Genomic DNA, 20,081 nt, shown 5'->3' with positions numbered 1-20,081 from the left:
ATGCTGGCGGCGATGGCCACCTCCGCCCCTCCGACCGGTGCAGCCCAGCCTCGCCGGCCGGTGGCGTCCCTGCGCCGCCGCTGGAGCGGCCTCAGCGACCGGGGGCAGGTGGGGGCGTGCCTGGTGGCGATGGGCGGGGCCCTCGGGCTCTGGGTGCTGTTCTGGCCTGTGCCCACGGAGGTGATGGGTCAGGGGGTGCTGATCTATCCCGACAACGCCGGCCTGCTGGATGCCCGCGCCGGCGGCCAGGTGCGGCGCCTGCGGGTGGCGGTGGGGCAGGAGGTGCGCAAGGGGCAGGTGCTGATGGAGCTTTACCTGCCGGTGCTCGACCGCCAGCTGCAGCAGCAGCGCGGCAACCTTGCCCAGCTGGAGCGCGACAACCGCGACCTCGACCGGCGCGATGCCCTGCGGCTCTCCAGTGAGCGACTGAGTGTCGACACCGCTCTGGCCAAGCTGGCCCAGGACCGGCGCCGCTATGAGGAGCTGGCGGCCACCTACGCGGAGAAGGTGCGCAACCTGCGCTGGCTGAGCAAGCGGGAGGTGGTGGCGCCCCTGGCCTCCGAAGTGGTGGCGGCCGAGCAGGGCCTGACCAGCACCAGCGTCAGTCTCGATGCGGTCAGGATCCAGGAGAAGGAACTGCTCACCCGCTACGAGCAGGTCCGGCTGGACATCCAGACCCAGGCCCTGCGGCGTCGTTACCAGATCGACGACATGCGCCGTCAGATCCGGGTCACCGAGGCCCGTCTGGCCTTCGACGGCCAGGTGCTGGCCGACCGGGACGGCACCGTGCTGGACCTGCAGGTGATCCAGGGCCAGACGGTCGCCACCGGCCAGCGCCTCGGCACCCTGGGCCGGGCCGGTGGCGGTGCTGCCGGGGGGCCGCGGCTGCAGGCCGTGGCCTACTTCGCCCCGGCCGATGCCCGCCGGCTGCCGGCCGGCCTTCCGGTGGAGGTGGTGCCCCTGTGGGACCAGCGCGGCCGCTTCGGCGGCATCGTCGGCAAGGTGGTCCAGGTGCTGGCCCTCCCGGCCACGGAGGAGGACATCTCCACCACCATCGGCAACCCCCAGCTGGCCCGGGACCTGCTCAAGCACGGGCCGGTCATGCGGACGGAGATCGCCCTGGAGAGGGATTCCACCAGCCGCGACGGCTACCGCTGGACCCTCTCCGGGGGCAGTGGGGTGTTTCCCGTCAGGGAGGGTCTCACCATCGCCGCCCATGCCTACGTGGAGTGGCGCACACCGATCACCTACGTGATTCCGGGCCTGCGTTCCCTCACCGGTGGCTACCGCAGCCTGCGCATCGATCGGCTGTGGGATCGGCCGTCCCTGCGGCAGAGTGACTCCCCGCCATGAGTGAGCAACGCCATGGCTGAGCGTCGCTGGTGGCCGATCCGCAATCCTCTGCTGCGCCAGGAGTTCCCCTGGCTGGTCAGTGAGGTGGTGCTGCTGGTGGTGCTGTGCAATGCCAATCCACCGGAACTGTGGTTCTGGCTGGTGGTGCTGCTGGTGATCCTCGGTTACAGGATCGAGCGCTGGTATGCCTCAAGGCCGGAATAATCTCCTTTCCACAGCAATTCGGCCAACCGAAGTTGAATTCATGGCGGTGAAGGAAGCTTCGCTTGACTCTTTTCCTCGCCTGCCGATGCATTGTTTCCTGTAAGGTTGATTCTTCAGCTAGTGGATGTCCTTAACCGGTGACAGTCAGGTGGCAAGGGAGGATGCTGAGGCTGGGGCGTCGGCCGAATGGTCTCCTGCGCGTGATGGTTGCCCTGGTCTTGATGGTGGCGCTGGCGAGTTGCTTCGGGCCGCCCTCAACGCCCTTGAGAATTGGCGCCAACCTATGGACGGGATATGAGACTTTCTTCCTAGCCAGAGACCTGGGAGAACTGAATGGAAAACCCATCAGATTGATCGATTTCCCATCCGGTACCGAGGAAGTCAGGGCTTACCGCAACAACGAAATTGATGGAGCTGGCCTGTCGATCGATCAGGTGATCGCCTTGGCCGCCACCCAGGGGGACATCAAGATCATCGCCATCATGGACGATTCCAACGGTGGTGATGTGATTCACGCCAGGCCTGGCTTGACGACGCTGCGGGAGCTGAAGCGACAGCGCGTCGGCGTGGAGGCCACCGCCCTGGGGGCCTTCTTTCTCGGCAGGGCCCTTGAGCTCAACGACATGACCTCCCAGGATGTCAAGGCGGTGTCGTTGGAGCTGAGTGATCACGAAGCCGCCTACAAGGCTGGCAGGGTCGATGCGGTTGTGACCTTCGGTCCGGCTCGCATCAAATTGCTGAAGGCAGGGGCCATCCCGTTGTTCGACAGCACCATGATCCCAGGGGAAATCGTGGATACTCTGGCCGTCAGTACCCAGGCGATCGCCGACAACGAAGCGAATCTGCAGGCCCTTGTGGCAGCAAGATTCAAGGCCTTGGATTATTTCCAGGAATCCTGCTGATGCCACGGGGCGCGTGGCCAGGCGCACTCAGGTGAGGCCGGAAGAGATGCAGGAGGCGTTCCGTTGACTGCAGCAGCCGTCACTTGAGGAGAATGTGGCGTTGCTGAGTCTGCGGGATCCATCCCTGGTGAACTCCATGACGAACTTGATCCGGGTCATGCGGGAGAGCGGTTTGATCACCAAAGAGATGGACCCAGCCAGTCTTCTGGATGCGCGGTTTGTCGAACGTATAGTGGCAGGACGCTAGGCGGTCGACGGGATTGGTGCCATTCAATTCGCTCTGGAAATTCGAGATGCCAATCGTCGATCCGAGCAAAGCGCCACGATTGATCTGAAGTTTTCAGTCTCTCAAGCGGCGCGGATGGTCGACTATCTTTGTCGAACAGAAGATGAAGGTGATCAAGTTGTTGCATTGATCAGCCAGGTGGGTGTCAGCCCAGGCTATCGAAGTGTGATCCTATCTAATGATCGGAATCTTGTTCTTCGTGCCAATGACTACAGCCTGGTAGGCCAAGCCTTGGAGGCGACGAATGCGGCCCCACTGGCGTCCATCTTTTTGGGGCACGCCACACCCTTCGGAGCACGGTCCGACTCTCTCCCAGGACCGCCTCCATTTGTCGGCGGTTTATCCGATCCTGCTCAAGCCCCTGCCCAATGAGCTGAGGTCGTCTCGCGTCGGAATCTTCTACATTGACTATAGTCTGAAAGAGGCAAAACGCCGTGCACTTCGAGAGGCATTCAGCCGAACACTGGCCTTCAACGTCCTCCTGGTTGTGCTGGGGATCTGCGTCTGGCACTTCTTTCAGTATGCATTGACAAGCCGGATCAGGAAGTTGATTGATGCCAGCCATGCTCTAGGGGAAGGTGATCTGGCGGTGAGGAGCGGTCTGGGTGGTTCCGATGGGCTGGCAGGGATTTCTGTGGCGTTTGATCAAATGGCGGAGAAATTGGAGCAGAATGCTGTCCGTTTGCAACGGCAGGTGCAAAGAGACTTGATTCTGCGTGAGATCGCCCAGAGAATTCTGACGTTTCTTGAACTCAAGTGTATCTTCGACGTGGTGGTCAATGAAATGCTTCCGTATCTTGCCGTTGATCGTGTGGCTATCTACCAGTTTGATCAGGAGTCCCAGTGTCATCGGGGTGCCTTTATTGCTGATGCTCTTCATCCAGATACGGAATCGTTGTTATCCATTTCAATGGAGGATACATGCTTCGATGATGCCTTGGTGGCGCGCTATCTCCAAGGTAGGCATCAGGTGATCGACGATATTCTTGACATCCCCAAAATCGAAGCCGGCAAGCTCGAAGTCCATCCCCATTCCGCCTCGATCACTCTGCTCTGCCACCCCTGCATCTCCATGATTCAGAGGATGGCGGAGGCCAAATCGATCCTGCTGTCATCGCAGATCGAACCCGATCTACCTGTTGTTCTGCTGGATGAGCTGCGGCTCCGACAAGTTCTCATCAACCTTCTGAGCAATGCCGTCAAGTTCACTCCCAAGGCAGGAACCGTTCGGCTTGAGGTCAGGCTGATCCGTTCTCCAGAAATGGGTATTGGCCAGGCCTCGCTTGAGCTCTGTGTGATCGATTCAGGAATCGCCAGTTCACAGGGTCTGGCCTTGGCCTCTCCATCGTGAAGCGCAGCCTCCTTGCCCATGGCGGTGACATAGCGGTGCAATCGAGTCTGGGGCAAGGGTACGCGCTTCCTTGTCCAGCTTCCCGTCACGCTCTTCACAGCACCGGCCACGGATGGTTCTGTTCCGGAAACGGGGCAAAAAGATTCGGCCGGACCCGATTCCCAGGCTCGGATCGACCGGCCTTAAATTCTGCTGGCTGAGGACAGTCGGGTCAACCGGATGATTTATTCCCGCTTTCTCACCGCCAAGGGATATCAGGTGCATGAGGTGGTCAATGGCCAGGAAGCACTTGATTTCGTGCAGGAGCGTGTTCCCAGTCTCTAGATCCTCGATAGGTCGATGCCGGTGGTGGATGGCTTTTCCGTCCTGCGCATGATCCGCTCCAGTGACAGTCCAGAACTGGCCTCGACCCCCATCATCGTGTTGACGGCGCTGGCGATGAAAGGTGATCGCGAGAGGTGCATGGCTGCCGGTGCCAGCGAGTATCTGGCCAAGCCCGTAAAACTCCAACAGCTTGATCAGTCGATCCGGAGAATCATGGACATGGCTCTTCAGCGAGGATCTCCACAAAGACGCTGAGGGCTGATCAACGGATCGCCACCTAACTCAAGGCCAAGCTGACCAGGGCAGCCAATCCTTTCCTTCCCCCGGATAGGGAGGAGTCAGCTGGTCCGCTCCTGGAGCTGGTTGTTGAAACCTGCCAAAGCGTGGTCAGCTTCTGCGGCTGCGAGTTCCTGCATTTCGCCATCGTCTCGGTGAAGGTTGCGCAGTTTCTTAATCTCCTCCATCAAGGCCTCTCCATCGGCAAGCAACTCAACAATGGTTTCGTGCCGTTCCGGCTGATAGGCCGTGATGCCGAAGGAAAAAGAGATGGCATCACCATCTTCCCATAACCTGGTGTAGTGGGTGAGGGCTTTCTTGATGCGATGGACAACAATTTCTGCCTGCTCCCGGGTGGCGTTGATCAGCAGGACCACGAAATGATCACCACCCAGTCTGGCCACCACATCGGAGTCTCGGCAGACATCCCTGATCCGATCCGCCAGGCTGATCAGGAGGTCATTGCCTGCTTGATGCCCATGGACCTCATTGATCCGCTTGAAATCGTCCAGGTCGAGATAGAGGAGCGAAGCAGGCGTGGCCTGGCGCGTGGAGAGTTGGAGGCTCTGCTGGGCGAGAGCGACGAATCCGCGTCTGTTCTCCAGGCCCGTGAGGCCATCCCTGGTGGCCAGTAGCGTGGAGGCCACCTCCTGTTCCACGACGCCGGCCAGATCCTTCAGAATCTCGATCTGCTCGCCATCAAGGGTTCGGGGTGCCTGATCGACGATGCAGAGAGTGCCGATCCTGCGATGGTCAACCTTGAGGGGGCATCCGGCATAGAAGCGGACATGGGGCTCGCCCAGGACATGAGGATTGTCGTGGAAGCGTTCATCTTTGAGGGTATCTGGAACGATGAACACATCGGAACCGAGAATGGCATGGCCGCAGAATGAAGTGCTTCTGGAGGCCTCAGGAGCATTCGGACCAACGGAGGACTTTGACCATTGCCGATGTTCGTCGACCAGGCTGACCATCGCGATCGGCACCTTAAAGATCCTCTGGGTCAACCGGGTGAGCCGATCGAATCGGGACTCCTGCCCTGTGTCGAGCAGACCCAGGGATCGAAGCTTGGCCAGACGAAGCTCTTCGTCTTCAGGAGTCTCAGGCGGTTTCAAAGGATCCCTCTTCGATGCATGGCTGGACGATGGGGAAACACATCAGAATGCGGCAGCAGTTCGTGGATCAGCGCGTGGAACAGCAACTCCCATTTCAACTTTAGCGTCTTCTTGCTTTCCCGTCCCCCGTGTGCTCCCAGACCATGACTTCAGGGGTGGTGCTGTTGAGGAAGCAATTCGAGTGGAATCCTCAGCCTGCTTTCATCCCTTCTGTCTCCCTGATTCCGTGAATCACAAGCCAGCGTTCCAGCTGCACCTCATTCCAGGTGTCCGCCCCAACCCAGCGGCCGATCGGTGCTGCAAGGCCGGCCACCAGCAACAACCAGGGCAGCAGTGCCATCGATCCGGCGATCTGCATCACGAACAGCGCGGAGAACAGGGGCGTGCGGCAGGCTCCGCTGAACAGGGCCGTCGCCCCGGTCCACACCAGCAACTGCCGTTCCAGGGGCGGCAGGTCGGCGATCAGGGGACCGGCCAGCAGCGCCCCCAGTGACATCGCATCGTGCATCACGCCGCCAGGGGCGCCGATGGCGATGCTCAGCACCGAGGCCAGCAGTCGCCAGGGGAGGATCTCCAGGCCGGGGCGATCCTCGCCGTAGGCCATGCGCAGGATCAGCAGCTGGCCATCGTTGAGGCTCCAACCATCGCTGGCGACGGCCGCCAGGCTGATGACCAGGGCGATGAGCAAGGCCCACATCACGGATCTCGACAAGGCCGATCGTTCCGTCTTGGCCTGCCGCGAGACCCAGCGGCCCCAGCGCGCCGCCATCCAGGCCGTACCGACGGCGAACACTCCCCCCAGCCAGCCGGCGGCCATGGTCAGCAGCAGGGCGGGGCCCACCAGGTGGACGCCGCCCCCCACCAGCAGGGACGCTCCGGCCTGGTGGGCGGGGGCCGCGTCCGGGGTGCTGCCCCAGAGGCCGGAGGCCAGCCCGACCATGACGCCCGCCCCGGTGGTCAGCAGCGTGCCGTTGATGAGGGCCGCTGAGCGCCTGCGGCAAAGCTCCTCGATGGCGTAGGTGACCCCCAGCAGGACGGAGTTGAAGGCGATGCCCAGGCCCGCCCCGGCGCCGGTCGCCAGCAGAACCGGCAGGGGCAGACGCTTGAGGGGGGCCACCCTCTGCCGCAGGGCCAGCAGCAGGCTTGCCCCCAGGGAGGCGGAGGGGGACTCCAGCCCCACCGTCAGGCTGGCGCCATGGGTGAGCAGCAGCAGCGGCAGCCGGGCCAGCTGGCGCCTGAGATCCAGGGACTCCAGGGCCGCGGTGCGGGCGGGACCCTGCCGCACCCGCTCCAGCTGCAGGGCCAGCACCCCGGTGAGTCCGCCCCCCCGGCCGCCCTTCAGGGGGCCGTTCGCCAGCAGGGTCAGCAGTGCCGTGCCGGCGAAGACGAGCAGCAGGCTGCCGCCGGGGATGCCCCCAACCCCGCCCAGGGGCCAGGCCTGCTGGAGGCGGAAGCCGAGGGCCGAGAGCCACTGGTAGGGCTGCAGCAGCAGCAGCAGCGGCAGCGCCGCCAGCAGCAGGGCGACCACCTGCCCCAGGCGGAGGCTTCCGTCACGCCGGGCATCGGCGGCATCGATCGCTTCGGGGGGGATCGTCATGGGCTCCATTGCAGGCGCGCTGGAACCGCAGCGTCCGGATCCGTGGGCATGGGCAGCAGTTCGCGCAGCAGTTGGGCGTAGGTGATGTTGACGTTCACGGTGGCCTCCAGCCGCTGGACCAGGCTGGCGATCAGCCGCTCCTGGGTGTTGGAGAGATCCAGCTCGCTGCTCAGCCCCGCCTGGTAGCGCAGCCGGGCGTCCCGGAAGGCCTCCAGACTCGCCGTCACGCCCCGCCTGGCGGCCACCAGCCGCGCCAGGCTGGCCTCGTGGCCCAGGAAGGCCTGCTCGATCCGCAGCCGGATGTCGTTGCGCTGGGCGGCGTACTGCTGGGCCACCGCCGCACCGCGGCGGGCCAGGGCCCGGGCCTGCCCCCGGGTGGTGCCGGCGTCGAAGAGCAGCCAGCTCACCGCCAGGCCCACCGACCAGTCGCTGCCGTAGGTGTTCAGGGAGGTGGCCACCGTGCTGCCACAGCAGCCGCCGTCGGCGATGCGCACGTTCCAGTTGTTGGCATTGCTGGCACCGGCGCCGGCGCTGGCGAACAGCGACAGCTTCGGCAGCAGCTCGGCGGCGACCGCATCCTTCTGGCGCAGCAGCGCCTCGCGGGTGGCCAGGAGGGCTTCCAGTTCCGGGTTGTCCCGGTAGGAGGCCAGCAGGCTGGCCTCCAGGTCAAGGGGCCAGCGCGGCTGCAGGCGGATCGGGTCGCTGGCGGTGGGGGTCAGCTGGGGCGGCAGGTTGAGCAGGGCCGCCAGCCGGCGGCGGGCGACCGCCCGTTCCGCCAGGGCCGCGATCAGCTGCTCCTGGCCGTCCGCTTCGATCGCCTGCCGACGCAGCACGTCGAGCCGGGGCACCAGCCCGGCCTGCTTGAGGTCCAGGCTGTCCTGCAGGATCAGCAGGTCGTTGCGCACGACGGCCTCGCGGATGCGCACCAGCTGGTCGGCCCGCTGCAGCTGGTAGTAGCTCTCGCTCAGGGATAGCTGCAGCCGCCGCAAAGAATCGGCGTAATCCAGACGGCTGCCGCGCAGCCGTGCCAGGGCGGCCCGCACCTTCGGTGTGCGGGCGAAATCCAGCAGCGCGTAGCGGAGCTCCAGGCCGCCGGCGATTCCGTTGGTGTTGGTGTTGAGCGAGCCCCGGCCGCCGGGGGGGATGAAGAAGGGGTTGCTGGGGGCGAACAGGGTCCCGGTGCCGGTGGGGGAGAAGAAGCTGGTGCTCGCCTGGTCGGTGCCGCCGTTGGCATAGGCGGAGATCCGCGGCCAGTAGGTGCCCATCTGGCTCTGCAGTTCGGCCAGGGCCGCCGCCACCGCTTCGCGGCGGGCCTGGAGGCCGGGACTGTTGGCGAAGCCGATCGCCAGCGACTGCTCCAGGCTCAGGGCCTGAAGCTGGCCCGGACGCAGGTCACCGGCCTCCGGCAGCGCCAGCGGCGGCAGGGGAACGAACCGCTCGCCCGTCCCGGGGCTCGCGCCGGCCTCCGCCGGCCCCAGCAGCGCCTCCGGCAGCGGCGGCCTCGTGGGACCCTCACCGGACAGGGGCTCCGCCTCGGCGGGGAGCAGTTCCTCCAGGGCACGGATCTGGCGATCCAGTTCATTCCAGCGGCGCTCGAGGCGCCGGACGTCGCCGGCACTGGCCGCCGGCAGGGGCTGGCCCGCGACGGGCCCCGACCCAAGGCCCAGACCCAGCACCATCCCGGCGAGGATCCAACTGGCCAGGGGCCGCCCCGTTCCGCTGCCCCCCATGGACCCCCGATCTCCCCATCCGGCGCCCAGTTTGCTCGACATCAGCCTCTGCGGCTCTTAGAAGCTGAAACCCAGCTGCAGACCAGCCGCGAACAGGCCCGGCACGCGGCCGGCACCACCGGGATTGAGGATCCACTGCAGGCTGGGCTGCAGGTTGAACGACTGGTTGAAGCGGATCTGATACCCCAGCTCCACCACCCCCTCGTGGCTCAGACCGGGCTGGCTGATCGGACTGAAGCCGGTGCGGGCGACGCCGAGGATCAGCAGGTCGAGGGGACGGCGGGGCAGCACCCCCTGGCTCACCAGACCGCCGCCGATGTAGCTGGGCGTGGGATTGGCGGCGGTGTCGAAGCCCGCGGCGGTGGCGGCCCAGATCCGGTGGTCGAGGCCCCAGGGCAGGGCCACGGGCACGGTGGCGCTGCCGTACAGACCCCGGTTCGGCCCGGTGCCGGCATAGGCCGCCAGCTGCAGCAGCCCGCCCGGCAGCTGGCGCTCCACCATCACGGGCCGGCCGCAGTTCCGGCCCCGGGCCCGGAGGCCACCCCCCTCGCGGCAGGCGGCGATCGGGAGCCGGAGCCGGCGGTTGAGCCAGGGGGCCGCATAACTCCACTGCAGCTGGTGGGTCCAGCCACGGCCGGGGGGGAGGCCGCTGGCGGTCCCCAGGAGCCTGGCAACGGCGTCGGTGGCAGCCAGGTCGAAGCTGGCCAGCCGCAGGGTGGTGGCCGGGGTCGGGCGCAGCACCAGCAGGGCGCCCGGCGCCGCCACGGGAAAGATGGGGAAGTTGGGGATCGTGAACAGCACCGGAGCCCCGTTGAGGGCGTCATGGACGTAGAAGCCTTCGATCGGAGTGCTGAACAGGTCCGGGTCCATGCCCAGCAGCCCCGCCTCCAGGCTCCAGCGGCCGTCGTCGGAGCGGCGCTCCAGGCTGGCGCGGGTGAGCCAGAACCCCACCGGGTTCGCCACCTCCTGCAGGGGCAGCGCCGCCCCCACCCGCTGGGCGTAGGCGGGGTCGCCGTTGTAGCCGGCGACGGCCAGATGCATCGCCCAGCGTTTCCCTTCCCCTCCCGCAGCCGCGGCGGCGGGGGCTCGCAGGGTGAGGGCCAGGGTCGTCTGCTGGATCCAGCTCGCCTCCTTCACCAGACCGCCGACGGGATTGGCCATCGGTTCGGCCAGGATCTCCAGATCCAGATCCAGCCAGGCCGGCAGACCCAAGGTCTGCTGGAGGGTGCCCCAGCCCGGCTCCAGCCGGACCAGGGGCGGCGCTGGTGCGGGGGGTTCCGGTGGCGGTGGCTCAACCACGGGCCCGGCGGGGAGCGGTTCGGCGTTGCCGGATCCGGCAGCGGCCAGGAGCAGCAGCAGGGTCAGCGCCTGGCGGCGCCAGGGGGTCTGCGGTGGGGAAGGGGGCGCGGCAGCCATGGCGTCAGCCGCGGGCCTCGCCCAGGGCCCGCCAGCTGTGCTCCGCCTGCTCGACGCTGCGCAGGGCCTGGCCGCAGAGCATCAACCGGCTGGCATTGCGCTGCAGCAGGGTCAGATCGAAGCTGTCCAGGTCTGGATCGTGCAACGAGCGCTCCAGGTTTCCCCAGCGGGCCGGAGGGCTCATGGACGTGGCCGGGGGCGCGGGCCGGTGGCGGTGCGGCACCTCGAGGCAGTGGCGCCATTGCTCCAGTCGCCCGGCCACGGCCCGCAGCAGTTCGGCCTGGGCGCCGTGGAGTCCCTCCAGGGGCCCCCGATCCGCCGGTGTGTGATCGAGGAGCCGCAGCCCGTCGACCACGCCGACCAGCTGGGAGCCGGCCCCGTTGAGGAGCTGGAACAGCCGGTACGTGGCATGGCTGGTGGGGTTGTTGCCGAGCTCATCGGCCACCGCCGGCATGGCCTGGCGCAGCGCCACCAGTTGGCGCCGCAGCCCCTGGGCCGTCTCCTGCTCGCGCCGCTGGGCGGCCACCAGGGCCCCCGGCGGCGCCGGAGCGGCCGGTGCCTCGAGGCGGTCGGCCTGGGCGACGAGGGCCCCGCCGAGTTCGGCCAGGAACCGGCGCAGCCGCTGCCGGGTGCCCTCCACCGCCAGGTCGGGCCAGAAGAGCCGCAGGGACAGCAGGGCCACCAGGATGCCGGCCGCGGTCCAGAACAGCCGCACCGGGACCCAGATTCCCAGCTCACCGTCGTGGACCAGCCAGCCCATCACGATGATGTTGCTGCCCACCTTGTACCCCACCTCCAGCCCCAGCGCCGCCCCCACCAGCCGCATCGCCACCAGGGACAGGCTCAGCCCCAGGGGCAGGGGCAGGTGGCTGAGACCGGTGAAGGAGACCACCAGCACCACACCCCCCACCACCGACCCCATCAGCCGCTGGCGCCCCAGGCCGATCGAGCCCCCGTAGGTGCCGGTGCAGACCACCAGCACCGCCATCGGCGCGTAGAAGCCATAACCCAAGGGAGCCAGAGCGCCCAGGCCGTTCATCAGACCGGCGGTCAGGGCCAGGCGCAGCTCGGAGCGGCGGATCAGCATCGGGCCACCAGGCTGAGGGTCCGCAGGCTGGCCAGCAGCGGATGCTGCTCCTCGGCCAGGGCCAGCAGCGGCAGCAACGGCAGCGAGTGGCGCCGGGCCAGGCTCTGCCAGGGCCCGGGGTCCGGGTCCAGCAACGGCAGGGTGTCCCCCCGGAGCAGGGCCGCCATGCGTGCCATGCCGGCTTGCAGGGGATCGCCGGTCGGATCCCCGGCAGCCTCCATCTTCGGGGCCAGCCGGTCGGGGAGGCCCCCCAGCAGTCGCTCCCACTGCACCCAGTGGTGCTGGACCGCGCCCCACAGCTGCAGCCGTTGGGACCAGTGCTGCCGCTGCAGGCGCCGGCCATGGGGGCCGCGGCGCTCCTGGGCCAGCAGCTGCTCCATGGCCACCAGGTCGTGGCTGAGTCCGGCCGGGGGCAGGGGCTGGGGTCGCTCGCCACGGCCCTCGAGCCAGTTCCGCTGCTGCTGCAGCTGCGCGGCATAGCCCTGGCGCAGCCCGGCCTCCAGAAGCATCAGACGGTCGAATCCCCTCCGGGGCCAGAACAGCAGGCCCACCACAATGGCGATCACGCAGCCGACGGCCGTGTCCAGGGTGCGGTTGAACACGTAATCCCAGTTCAGGGCGACATGGCTGGGGATCATCAGGAACATCAGGCTGACCAGCGTCGCCGTCCCGGCGGCCGACTGCCAGCCGAGCCAGCGCAGCAGGGGCAGCATCAACAGCAGCGACACCAGCACGCCCGGCCACCCGGACAGCAGGGTGTGGACCAGGAAGGTGACCAGCCCTCCGGTGATCGTGCCGAAGACCCGCACCCTGGCAGCCTGGAGGCTGAGGTCGTCACCGTCCTCCATGACCGTGACCACGGCCAGCATCGGGTACCAGACGTAGGCGATCCTCTCGAACCAGAGCGACAGGGCGGCGGTGAGGAAGGCGGCCACCCCGAGCCTCAGGCTGTTGCGAAGCAGGGCGGACCGCACGGACCTCGAGGCGCAGGGCTGGCAAGAGCCTATGGAGGCCCATGGTCCACGGCCGTTCGCCGATGCGCCATGGTTGATCACTCCCACCGTGCCGCGGACAGCCATGGTCCCTTCGCTGAGCCCGGATCTGGAGGCCCTGCTGCGGCTCGGGATGGCGGTGCTCTGCGGACTGGCAGTGGGCATCAACCGGGCGCACCATGGCAGCCGCGCCCACCCCAACCGGCTGCGGGTTCATGTGCTGGTGGGGATGAGTGCCTGCCTGATGGTCCTGGCGGCCGGCCCCGATGCCCAGGCCCGCAGCCGCGTGATCCAGGGGGTGGCGGCGGGCATCGGCTTTCTGGGGGCCGGCGAGATCCTGGTGCCTCCGGTGCGTCCGAAGCACGGCATCCCGGAGGTGCGGGGTCTGAGCAGTGCCGCCTCGATCTGGTTCACGGCGGCCCTCGGGGTCACGGTGGCCGTCTCCAGTCCGGTGCCGGTCCTGATGGCCCTTGGTCTGGCCCTGATCACCCTTTCCGACCGGGACGGCCACCCGCCCAACGGGGGCGACGCGACGCCAGCCCCGACCGGGGAGGTCAGAAAAGGAAACGGTGGCGGGCGTTCGTAGCGTTGGCCTGGCCCTCGTTGCCGGCCTCCAGGGGGTCGTTCTCCGGAGCCGGCCAGACGGCGTCCCAGTAGCTGATGCCACCTTTGTAGAAGGGGCGACCGTCCAACCGCTGGGTGTCGAGCTGGGTGCTGCCCATGGCCGTGATCAGGCCCCCGAGCTCCATGGGCCCGAGGTCGGTCTTGATGTCCCTACGGGCGGCCATCATCAGCGCCGGCAGCCGCACCAGATACTCGGGCCGGGTGAGCTTGCGGAACAGGGACTTCAGGGCCAGCTGCTGGCGGTCCATGCGCCCCAGGTCACCGGTTTCGTCGTGACGGAAGCGCAGAAAACCCTCCAGATCCTTGCCGCGCAGCGTCTGCATTCCTGGCTGCAGATCGATCGATAACCCTTGGCTGCGGTCAACGTAGACCATGCGCTTGGGAACATCCACCTCGATGCCCCCGAGGACATCGGCCATCTGGCGGATCGAGGAGAGGTTGACAACCAGATGGTGCTGGATGGGGCGGCCGAGCCGCTGGGAGATCTCCCGCTTCACCGCTTCGATGCCGCCCAGGTTGTAAAGGGCGTTGATCTTGACCGGGCCGAAACTCTCGGCCTCGATGTAGGTGTCACGGGGGATCTGGGTGATGCTGGTCTGCTTGCCATCGACGCGCAGGGTGGCGATCACATCGGTGTTGCCACCGCCCACGTCGGTGCCCAGAATCAGGATGTCCTGACGGTCCATGCCGCCGCTCCAGGCGGCGAAGGGATTGGTCAGCGCCGGATTGCCCCCGGCGGTGGCCCTGGCCGAGATCAGCTGGGCCAGGGGGCCGGCGAGCAGCAGGCCAGCCCCGAGACCGCAGACCATGGCGAGGAGCACGGGAGTGCGCCGGCGTGATGATCTGGGCTGGGCCCCTTTTCTGGGTTGCGTCATCTTCATTGAATCCACGCTAAGCCCATCGGGCTCAGCGCAGGGCTTCCTCGGGCCTCAGCCCCGTCTGCACCCGCCAGAGCGCCCCATAGGCGCCGTTCCTGGCCAGCAGTTCGTCGTGCGCGCCGCTCTCGACGATGCGGCCCTGTTCCATGACGACGATGCGGTCGGCGTGGCGCACCGTGCTCAGGCGGTGGGCGATCACCAGGGTGGTGCGGGAGGCCGTGATTCGATCAAGGGAACGCTGGATGGCCGCCTCGGTTTCGTTGTCGACGGCGGCGGTGGCCTCATCCAGCACCAGCACCGGTGGATCCTTGAGGATCGCCCGGGCCAGGGCGATGCGCTGGCGCTGGCCCCCGGACAGGCGCAGTCCGCGTTCCCCCACCACGGTGTCGTACCCCTGGGGCAGCGCGTCGATGAATCCCGACGCCTCAGCCAGGCCGGCCGCCCGCTCGATGGCCGCGCGCGTGGCGGCGAAGCTGCCATAGGCGATGTTCTCGGCCACGGTGCCGTGAAACAGGAACACCTCCTGGCTGACCAGGCCGATCGCCCGGCGCAGGTCCTGGAGGGACAACGTGTCGATCGCCACGCCGTCCAGCAGGATCCGGCCCCCCTGGATGGGGTAGAGCCGCAGCAGCAGCTTGACGATCGTGCTCTTGCCGGAGCCCGTGGCCCCCACGATCCCCAGGGTGGCCCCGGCGGGAATCTCCAGGTCGAAGGATTCGAGAAGCCGCTCCCGGCCGGCGTAGGCGAAGTCGACCCGCTCGAACTGGATGTTCCCGCGGACGGCGGAGATCGGGAGCGGCAGGCTGCCGCTGGGGATGGCGACGGGGGTGTCCAGCAGGTCCATCACCCGGTGGGTGGAGGCCATGGCGCGCTGGTAGTCGTCAAGGGTGCGGCCCAGGGTGGTGAGGGGCCACAGCAGCCGCTGGGTGATGAAGACGAGAAACGAATAGGTGCCGATGGCGATGGCGCCTCTCCAGGCCTGCAGGCCGCCGATCACGAGGATGGCGATGAAGGCGAAAAGGATCGCGAAGCGGATCAGGGGGATGAAGGCGGCCGACAGGCGGATGGCCCGACCGTTGCTGGCCCGGTAGGCCTGGCTCTGGGCGATCAGCCGCTGCTTCTCCCACGCCTCCGCGGCGTAGCTCTTGATGGTGAGCATGCCGCCGAGGTTGTTGCTCAGCAGGCTGGCCAGGTCACCGGCCCGCTCGCGCACCTCCCGGTAGCGGGGGGCAAGACGCCGCTGAAACCGGAGCGAGCCCCAGAGAATCACCGGGATCGGCAGGAAGGAGACGCCGGCCACCGTGGGGGAGAGGACCACCATGGCCCCACCCACCGCCAGAACGGTGGTGATCAGCTGCAGGATCTCGTTGGCGCCCTGATCGAGAAAGCGCTCCAGCTGGTTGATGTCGTCGTTGAGGACCGTGAGCAGACGCCCGCTGCTGCCGGCCTCGAAGAAGCCCATCTCCAGCTGCTGGAGGTGGTCGTAGGCCTCGATGCGCAGCTCATGCTGCACCGTCTGGGCGAGGCGCCGCCAGAGAAGGGCGTAGAGATATTCGAACAGGGACTCGGCACTCCAGATCAGGAACGAGAGCACCGCCAGCACCCCAAGCTGGCCCGGCACGGTGGTGTAGCCGAGCCCGGCCAGCCAGGAGGTGCGCTGCTGGACCACCACATCGACCGCCAGTCCGATGAGGACGGGGGGCGCCAGGTCGAAGAGCTTGTTGAGGACCGAGCAGGCGGCCGCCAGGCCGACAAGCCTGCGGTGGGGCCGCAGGCTGCGCAGCAGGCGACCGAGCCCTGCCGCTGTCGGCTCTGGGTCCGGGGAGCGATCAACGGCCATGGCCGCCGCCGGAGTCACCAGCGATTGCCGCCGCCACCACCGCCGTAACCGCCGCCGCCGCCACCGCCGTAACCGCCACCGCCGGAGCGGCCACCGCCGCCACCGGGGCGACCGCCGCCGCCGCCGTAGCCGCCGCCGCCGGCGCGGCCACCGCCACCACCGCTGCCACCTTCACGGGGCGTGGCTTTGTTGACACGGATCATGCGACCCATCCATTCGACGTCCTGGAGGTCGTCGATGGCCTTCTGCTCGGACGCATCGTCGGCGAGTTCGATGAAGGCGAAGCCGCGCTTGCGGCCGGTCTCACGGTCGAGGGGCAGGCTGCACTGACGGACCTCGCCGTACTGGCCGAAGAGATCGAGAAGGTCCTCGCGTTCGGCCTGGAACGAGAGGTTGCCGACGTAGATGGTCATTCAAAGAAAAAGCTGGAACGGATTCCTCCGGTGTCGGGAATCCCATGGAAAGCAGGCGGTCGGCATGGAGGTCAGAACGGTCCCAGGATCGGGTCCGGTTCTGGTGGGCCTGAGCCGTCGATGCGTGCCGAAGGGAGCCAGAGCGGCATGGAACTCCACGAAGCCTACAACCGTGACCCGGGGCCCCATGGCGAAGTTTGAAGCAGATGCGAAGGAAAACGAAAAAATCTCCCCACCCCCGCCCGCGCCGCTCCATTGTCAGCAAACCCTGATCCAGTTGATCCCATGAAAGCCGCCCCTGTGCCCTGGAGCCTCACCTGGCGTGAGGACGGAGAGCTCGGTTCCCAGGATCTGTTCGACCTGCTGCAGGTCCTGGTCGCCAGCGAAAGTCACGAGGTCCAGATGACACTGATCGCTGCCGTGGAGCAGCTCTCGGTCAGCGAGCTCCAGGTGACGGGCTGTGAGCAGGTCACCCGCCTCTGCGCCTGAGGCCATCTCCTGGCACCTGGTCCGGGTTCAGATCGGATAACGCTTCGAGGTGGCGTCCCGGCAGCTGCTGCGCGCCGAGGCGATGCTGCTGCCGCTGGAGATGCGATCAGCCACGCAGTTGCAGGCGAAGCTGGCCATCCCGTCGGGGGCCTTCTTCCCGGACTGGGCCAGTTCCGTCTCGAAGGCGGACAGGCAGATGGAGCGCACCACCTCGAGGATGGGACCGGAGGCCGCTTCGGCCCGACGCTCCAGCGACCCGAAGGCCGCCAGAACCACCAGGCCGAGGATCAGACCGGCCTGGCCCGGCAGGCGCCGGGAACGGAGGGAAGGCCAAGGGGGCCGCTGCTGGGAAGGCATGGGGGACTGGCGTGTGGAGCGGCCGCTGAGGGGATTCAGGAGCCCAGTCGGGAGATCTGAAGTTCCTTGTTCATCACCCGCAGGCGACGCAGGTCCGCGAAGACGTCGTCGGGCATGCCCTTGGGCAGGTCGACGGTGCTGTGGGCGTCGAAGATGCGGATCTTCCCGATCGATCGTCCGGCCAGGCCGGACTCGTTGGCGATGGCGCCGACAATGTTGCCGGGCTTGACCCGATCACGCCAGCCCACCTCGATGCGGAACCGTTCCATGTTGTCTTCGGGAGCGTCCTCGCCGCGCTCCTGGTGACGGTCATTGAAGGGGCGGCGATCCCCGCCCCGGTCCCGCTCACCCCGGTCACGGTCGCGCTCCCTGGTGGGGGCGCCGGCACGGCCCTGGCCCCAGCGCTCCTCGCCCTGCAGCAGCAGGGGTTTGCCCCCCAGTCCGAGCTCCAGGGCGGCCAGGGCCAGCTGCTCGGGAGTGCAGGCCTGCTCCTGGGCCACCCGCTGCAGGATCTCGCCCAGCAGGGCGCGCTCCTCCGGATTGCAGGCGGGCTGCTGCAGGGCGGTGGTGAGTTTCTGGCGCAGGCGGTCGAGGCGGTGCTGGTTGATGCTGGCGTTTCCAGGCACCTCCATCAGTTCGATGGGCTGGTTCACCGCCCGCTCCAGACCCCCGAGGAAGCGCCGCTCGCGGGGCGTCAGGAACAGGATCGCCTCACCGCTGCGCCCGGCGCGGCCGGTGCGACCGATGCGGTGGACGTAGGCCTCCCCATCGAAGGGGATGTCGTAGTTGATGACCAGGCCGATGCGGTCGACGTCGAGGCCCCGGGCGGCCACGTCCGTGGCCACCAGCACATTGACGCGGCCGTCACGGAGCCGCTCGATCGTGCGTTCCCGCTGGGTCTGGGGAACGTCGCCGTTGAGCACCGCCACGTCGTAACCGTGCTGCTCGAGGGACTCGGCCACCGTGAGGGTGATGGCCTTGGTGCGGGCGAAGATGATCACCCCTTCGCTGCCTTCGGCTTCCAGCACCCGTTCGAGGGCCTCGAGCTTCTGGGGACCGTTGACCACCAGGTGCCGCTGGCGGATGCGGCGGCCGTCGGCGGCCTTCTGGCGGATCGTGACCTCGGCCGGGTTCTTCAGGTGGTTCTGGGAGATCCGCCGGATCTCCGGCGGCATCGTGGCGGAGAACAGCACCACCTGCCGCTCGGCGGGAAGCTGCTCCAGCACCCATTTGACGTCGTCGATGAAGCCCATGCGCAGCATTTCGTCGGCCTCGTCCAGCACCAGGCTGCGCAGCCCGGAGAGGTCGAGGGTGCCCTGGCGCATGTGGTCCATCACCCGGCCGGGGGTGCCCACGACGATCTGCACGCCCCGGCGCAGCTGCTGGATCTGGTCGCGGAAGTCGGCGCCGCCGTAGACGGGCAGCACCTTGACGCCCTTCATGCAGGCGGCGTAGCTGTTGAACGCCTCCGCCACCTGCATCGCCAGTTCGCGGGTGGGGGTGAGCACGAGCACCTGGGGGGTGCGCTGGCCGGGATCGAGGCGCTCCAGCAGGGGCAGGCCGAAGGCGGCCGTCTTGCCGGTGCCGGTCTGGGCCTGGCCCACCAGGTCGCGGCCGAGCATCAGCTCGGGGATGGCAGCCTTCTGGATCGGCGAGGGTTCTTCGAAGCCGATGGCCGCCAGGCCGTCGAGCAGCTCCTGGCGCAGCCCGAAGGCGGCGAAAGCGCTGACGGGGACCGTGGTTTCGAGGCCGGTCGTGTCGTTGGCGGTGGTGTCGTTGGCGGTGGTGGTCGAGGTGGTGGTTTCGGAGACGGCGACTTTGGGGGCGTCGTCGTCGGTGGGGCCATCGGCCTGCTCGGTGACGGTCACCGCAAGGTCGGGTGCCGACAACGACACGGTCTCGCAGGGCTGCGCGAGGGCCGCCTGGGAATCGGCAGCACCGGTGAGGGTGCTGCCGTCAATGATCTGGGTCACGGGATGCGGGAGCCTGGTGAATCCTTTTCAACGCAGGCCGGCAGCGGACCGTTGGAGATGGGTGCCTTGCACCCGGGCTGCCTTGCCCTTGCTCAAAGGTTGAAATGAGACTTTACCACCCTGCCGTAATCGTCGTCGAAACGCTCGATGTCCTCTTCCCGCAGCACGTCGCCCAGCTGCACCTCAATGATCTCCAGATCGGTGGCTCCGGCTGACGCCCGGTGCAGGCCACCCCGGGGGACGAACAGGGTGGCGCCGGGGCAGGCGATGGTGCAGCCGCCGTCGGCTTCCATCACCCCCTCCCCCGCCACCACGACCCAGTGCTCGCTGCGCTGGCGGTGACGCTGCAGGCTGATGCGCTGCTCTGCCGTGATCCGCAGCCGCTTGACGAGGTAGCCAGGGCCAGTGGCGAGGGTCTCGAACCAACCCCAGGGTCGCTGGGTCCGCTCAGCCATCGCCTCGCTCTCCCGGGATCGCAGACAGAGGCACCGACTGCAGCACGGTCAGCGGGTCCGAAACGGTGGCGGTGGCAGGGGGCGAGGGGGATGGGAAAAAGACTGACCGGAACCACCTGGGGCCAGGGAATCCATGGGGTTGTCCCTGTCGACCTCGGGGCACCTGAAGGGAAGGTTCCGGCTGGGCCGGTTCACTCCTTCGTGACGATGCAGGAGGGCATTCCTCAAGGGGGGACTGGAGGAATCAAGGGGCTCCCGAAAAGGGAGAGATCCCAGCGGTGGAGACTATTGGAGCAGGGGCTCCGGTGAGTTCGGCCCGGGGATACCGCGCCGATGGACGAAGTATGGAACGGGGCTCGGAGCTCCCCCCGGGCGGTTCACTTTTCGTAGGCACATTGCCGGCTGTGGCGATGAATGAA

Annotated in this window: 18 protein-coding genes and 1 pseudogene; 7 read left to right on the top strand and 12 right to left on the bottom strand. The window is 67.4% G+C overall.

Annotated elements, in window-relative coordinates:
- The first annotated feature begins 12 nt into the window (after positions 1 to 12).
- The 5 genes and pseudogenes from VB738_RS14060 to VB738_RS14040 all read left to right on the top strand — a co-directional run bounded on the left by VB738_RS14060 (position 13) and on the right by VB738_RS14040 (position 4,675).
- Positions 13 to 1,353 carry an NHLP bacteriocin system secretion protein gene (locus VB738_RS14060; RefSeq protein WP_323306335.1) on the top strand — a complete coding sequence of 447 codons (1,341 nt, stop codon included), beginning with the start codon at positions 13 to 15 and terminating at the stop codon, positions 1,351 to 1,353.
- Positions 1,354 to 1,365: 12 nt separating this feature from the next.
- Positions 1,366 to 1,557 (top strand): hypothetical protein, encoded by a 192-nt coding sequence (locus tag VB738_RS14055; RefSeq protein ID WP_323306334.1) that lies wholly within the window; start codon positions 1,366 to 1,368, stop codon positions 1,555 to 1,557.
- 203 nt (positions 1,558 to 1,760) lie between these two features.
- Positions 1,761 to 2,459 carry an ABC transporter substrate-binding protein gene (locus VB738_RS14050; protein ID WP_323306333.1) on the top strand — a complete coding sequence of 233 codons (699 nt, stop codon included), beginning with the start codon at positions 1,761 to 1,763 and terminating at the stop codon, positions 2,457 to 2,459.
- 530 nt (positions 2,460 to 2,989) lie between these two features.
- A pseudogene (locus VB738_RS14045) lies at positions 2,990 to 4,296 on the top strand (sensor histidine kinase).
- A gap of 124 nt (positions 4,297 to 4,420) precedes the next feature.
- Positions 4,421 to 4,675: a response regulator gene (locus VB738_RS14040; protein WP_323306365.1), complete on the top strand. Its 255-nt coding sequence runs from the start codon at positions 4,421 to 4,423 to the stop codon at positions 4,673 to 4,675.
- 83 nt (positions 4,676 to 4,758) lie between these two features.
- Here the strand turns inward: VB738_RS14040 and VB738_RS14035 are convergent, their stop codons facing one another.
- The 6 genes from VB738_RS14035 to VB738_RS14010 all read right to left on the bottom strand — a co-directional run bounded on the left by VB738_RS14035 (position 4,759) and on the right by VB738_RS14010 (position 12,615).
- On the bottom strand, positions 4,759 to 5,811 hold the full coding sequence (locus tag VB738_RS14035; RefSeq protein WP_323306331.1) for a sensor domain-containing diguanylate cyclase: 1,053 nt from the start codon (positions 5,809 to 5,811) through the stop codon (positions 4,759 to 4,761).
- 190 nt (positions 5,812 to 6,001) lie between these two features.
- Positions 6,002 to 7,408 (bottom strand): chloride channel protein, encoded by a 1,407-nt coding sequence (locus VB738_RS14030; protein ID WP_323306330.1) that lies wholly within the window; start codon positions 7,406 to 7,408, stop codon positions 6,002 to 6,004.
- Entirely contained in the window at positions 7,405 to 9,180 is a 1,776-nt protein-coding gene (locus VB738_RS14025; protein WP_323306329.1) for a TolC family protein, read from the bottom strand. Before VB738_RS14025 ends, VB738_RS14030 begins: the two co-directional genes overlap by 4 nt.
- Positions 9,181 to 9,195: 15 nt before the next feature.
- Positions 9,196 to 10,554, bottom strand: coding sequence for a carbohydrate porin (locus VB738_RS14020; RefSeq protein WP_323306328.1), 1,359 nt, complete (start codon positions 10,552 to 10,554; stop codon positions 9,196 to 9,198).
- 4 nt (positions 10,555 to 10,558) lie between these two features.
- Complete coding sequence (locus tag VB738_RS14015) at positions 10,559 to 11,641, bottom strand: FUSC family protein (RefSeq protein ID WP_323306327.1); 1,083 nt, start codon at positions 11,639 to 11,641, stop codon at positions 10,559 to 10,561.
- Entirely contained in the window at positions 11,635 to 12,615 is a 981-nt protein-coding gene (locus tag VB738_RS14010; protein ID WP_323306326.1) for an FUSC family protein, read from the bottom strand. The genes VB738_RS14015 and VB738_RS14010 overlap by 7 nt, the downstream gene beginning before the upstream one ends.
- A 103-nt stretch (positions 12,616 to 12,718) precedes the next feature.
- Here VB738_RS14010 and VB738_RS14005 point away from each other — a divergent pair, with 103 nt between their 5' ends.
- Positions 12,719 to 13,219 (top strand): MgtC/SapB family protein, encoded by a 501-nt coding sequence (locus VB738_RS14005; RefSeq protein WP_323306325.1) that lies wholly within the window; start codon positions 12,719 to 12,721, stop codon positions 13,217 to 13,219.
- Here the strand turns inward: VB738_RS14005 and VB738_RS14000 are convergent.
- The 3 genes from VB738_RS14000 to VB738_RS13990 all read right to left on the bottom strand — a co-directional run bounded on the left by VB738_RS14000 (position 13,188) and on the right by VB738_RS13990 (position 16,388).
- Positions 13,188 to 14,066 carry an LCP family protein gene (locus VB738_RS14000; protein WP_323306324.1) on the bottom strand — a complete coding sequence of 293 codons (879 nt, stop codon included), beginning with the start codon at positions 14,064 to 14,066 and terminating at the stop codon, positions 13,188 to 13,190. The genes VB738_RS14005 and VB738_RS14000 overlap by 32 nt on opposite strands.
- A gap of 97 nt (positions 14,067 to 14,163) precedes the next feature.
- Entirely contained in the window at positions 14,164 to 15,975 is a 1,812-nt protein-coding gene (locus tag VB738_RS13995; protein ID WP_323306323.1) for an ABC transporter ATP-binding protein, read from the bottom strand.
- A gap of 14 nt (positions 15,976 to 15,989) precedes the next feature.
- Positions 15,990 to 16,388: an RNA-binding protein gene (locus VB738_RS13990; RefSeq protein WP_323306322.1), complete on the bottom strand. Its 399-nt coding sequence runs from the start codon at positions 16,386 to 16,388 to the stop codon at positions 15,990 to 15,992.
- A gap of 285 nt (positions 16,389 to 16,673) precedes the next feature.
- Here VB738_RS13990 and VB738_RS13985 point away from each other — a divergent pair, with 285 nt between their 5' ends.
- Complete coding sequence (locus VB738_RS13985) at positions 16,674 to 16,877, top strand: hypothetical protein (protein ID WP_323306321.1); 204 nt, start codon at positions 16,674 to 16,676, stop codon at positions 16,875 to 16,877.
- Positions 16,878 to 16,904: 27 nt separating this feature from the next.
- Here the strand turns inward: VB738_RS13985 and VB738_RS13980 are convergent, their stop codons facing one another.
- The 3 genes from VB738_RS13980 to VB738_RS13970 form a co-directional block, all read right to left on the bottom strand.
- On the bottom strand, positions 16,905 to 17,234 hold the full coding sequence (locus VB738_RS13980) for a hypothetical protein (RefSeq protein WP_323306320.1): 330 nt from the start codon (positions 17,232 to 17,234) through the stop codon (positions 16,905 to 16,907).
- Between the two features lie 35 nt (positions 17,235 to 17,269).
- On the bottom strand, positions 17,270 to 19,207 hold the full coding sequence (locus VB738_RS13975) for a DEAD/DEAH box helicase (RefSeq protein WP_323306319.1): 1,938 nt from the start codon (positions 19,205 to 19,207) through the stop codon (positions 17,270 to 17,272).
- Positions 19,208 to 19,299: 92 nt separating this feature from the next.
- Entirely contained in the window at positions 19,300 to 19,662 is a 363-nt protein-coding gene (locus VB738_RS13970; RefSeq protein WP_416233182.1) for a phosphomannose isomerase type II C-terminal cupin domain, read from the bottom strand.
- Positions 19,663 to 20,081: the final 419 nt, after the last annotated feature.

It is taken from the genome of Cyanobium gracile UHCC 0139, assembly GCF_034931325.1.
Lineage (GTDB): Bacteria > Cyanobacteriota > Cyanobacteriia > PCC-6307 > Cyanobiaceae > Cyanobium > Cyanobium gracile_B.
Note: the sequence above shows the minus strand (reverse complement) of the source record. Positions and strands in the feature narration are given on the sequence as shown.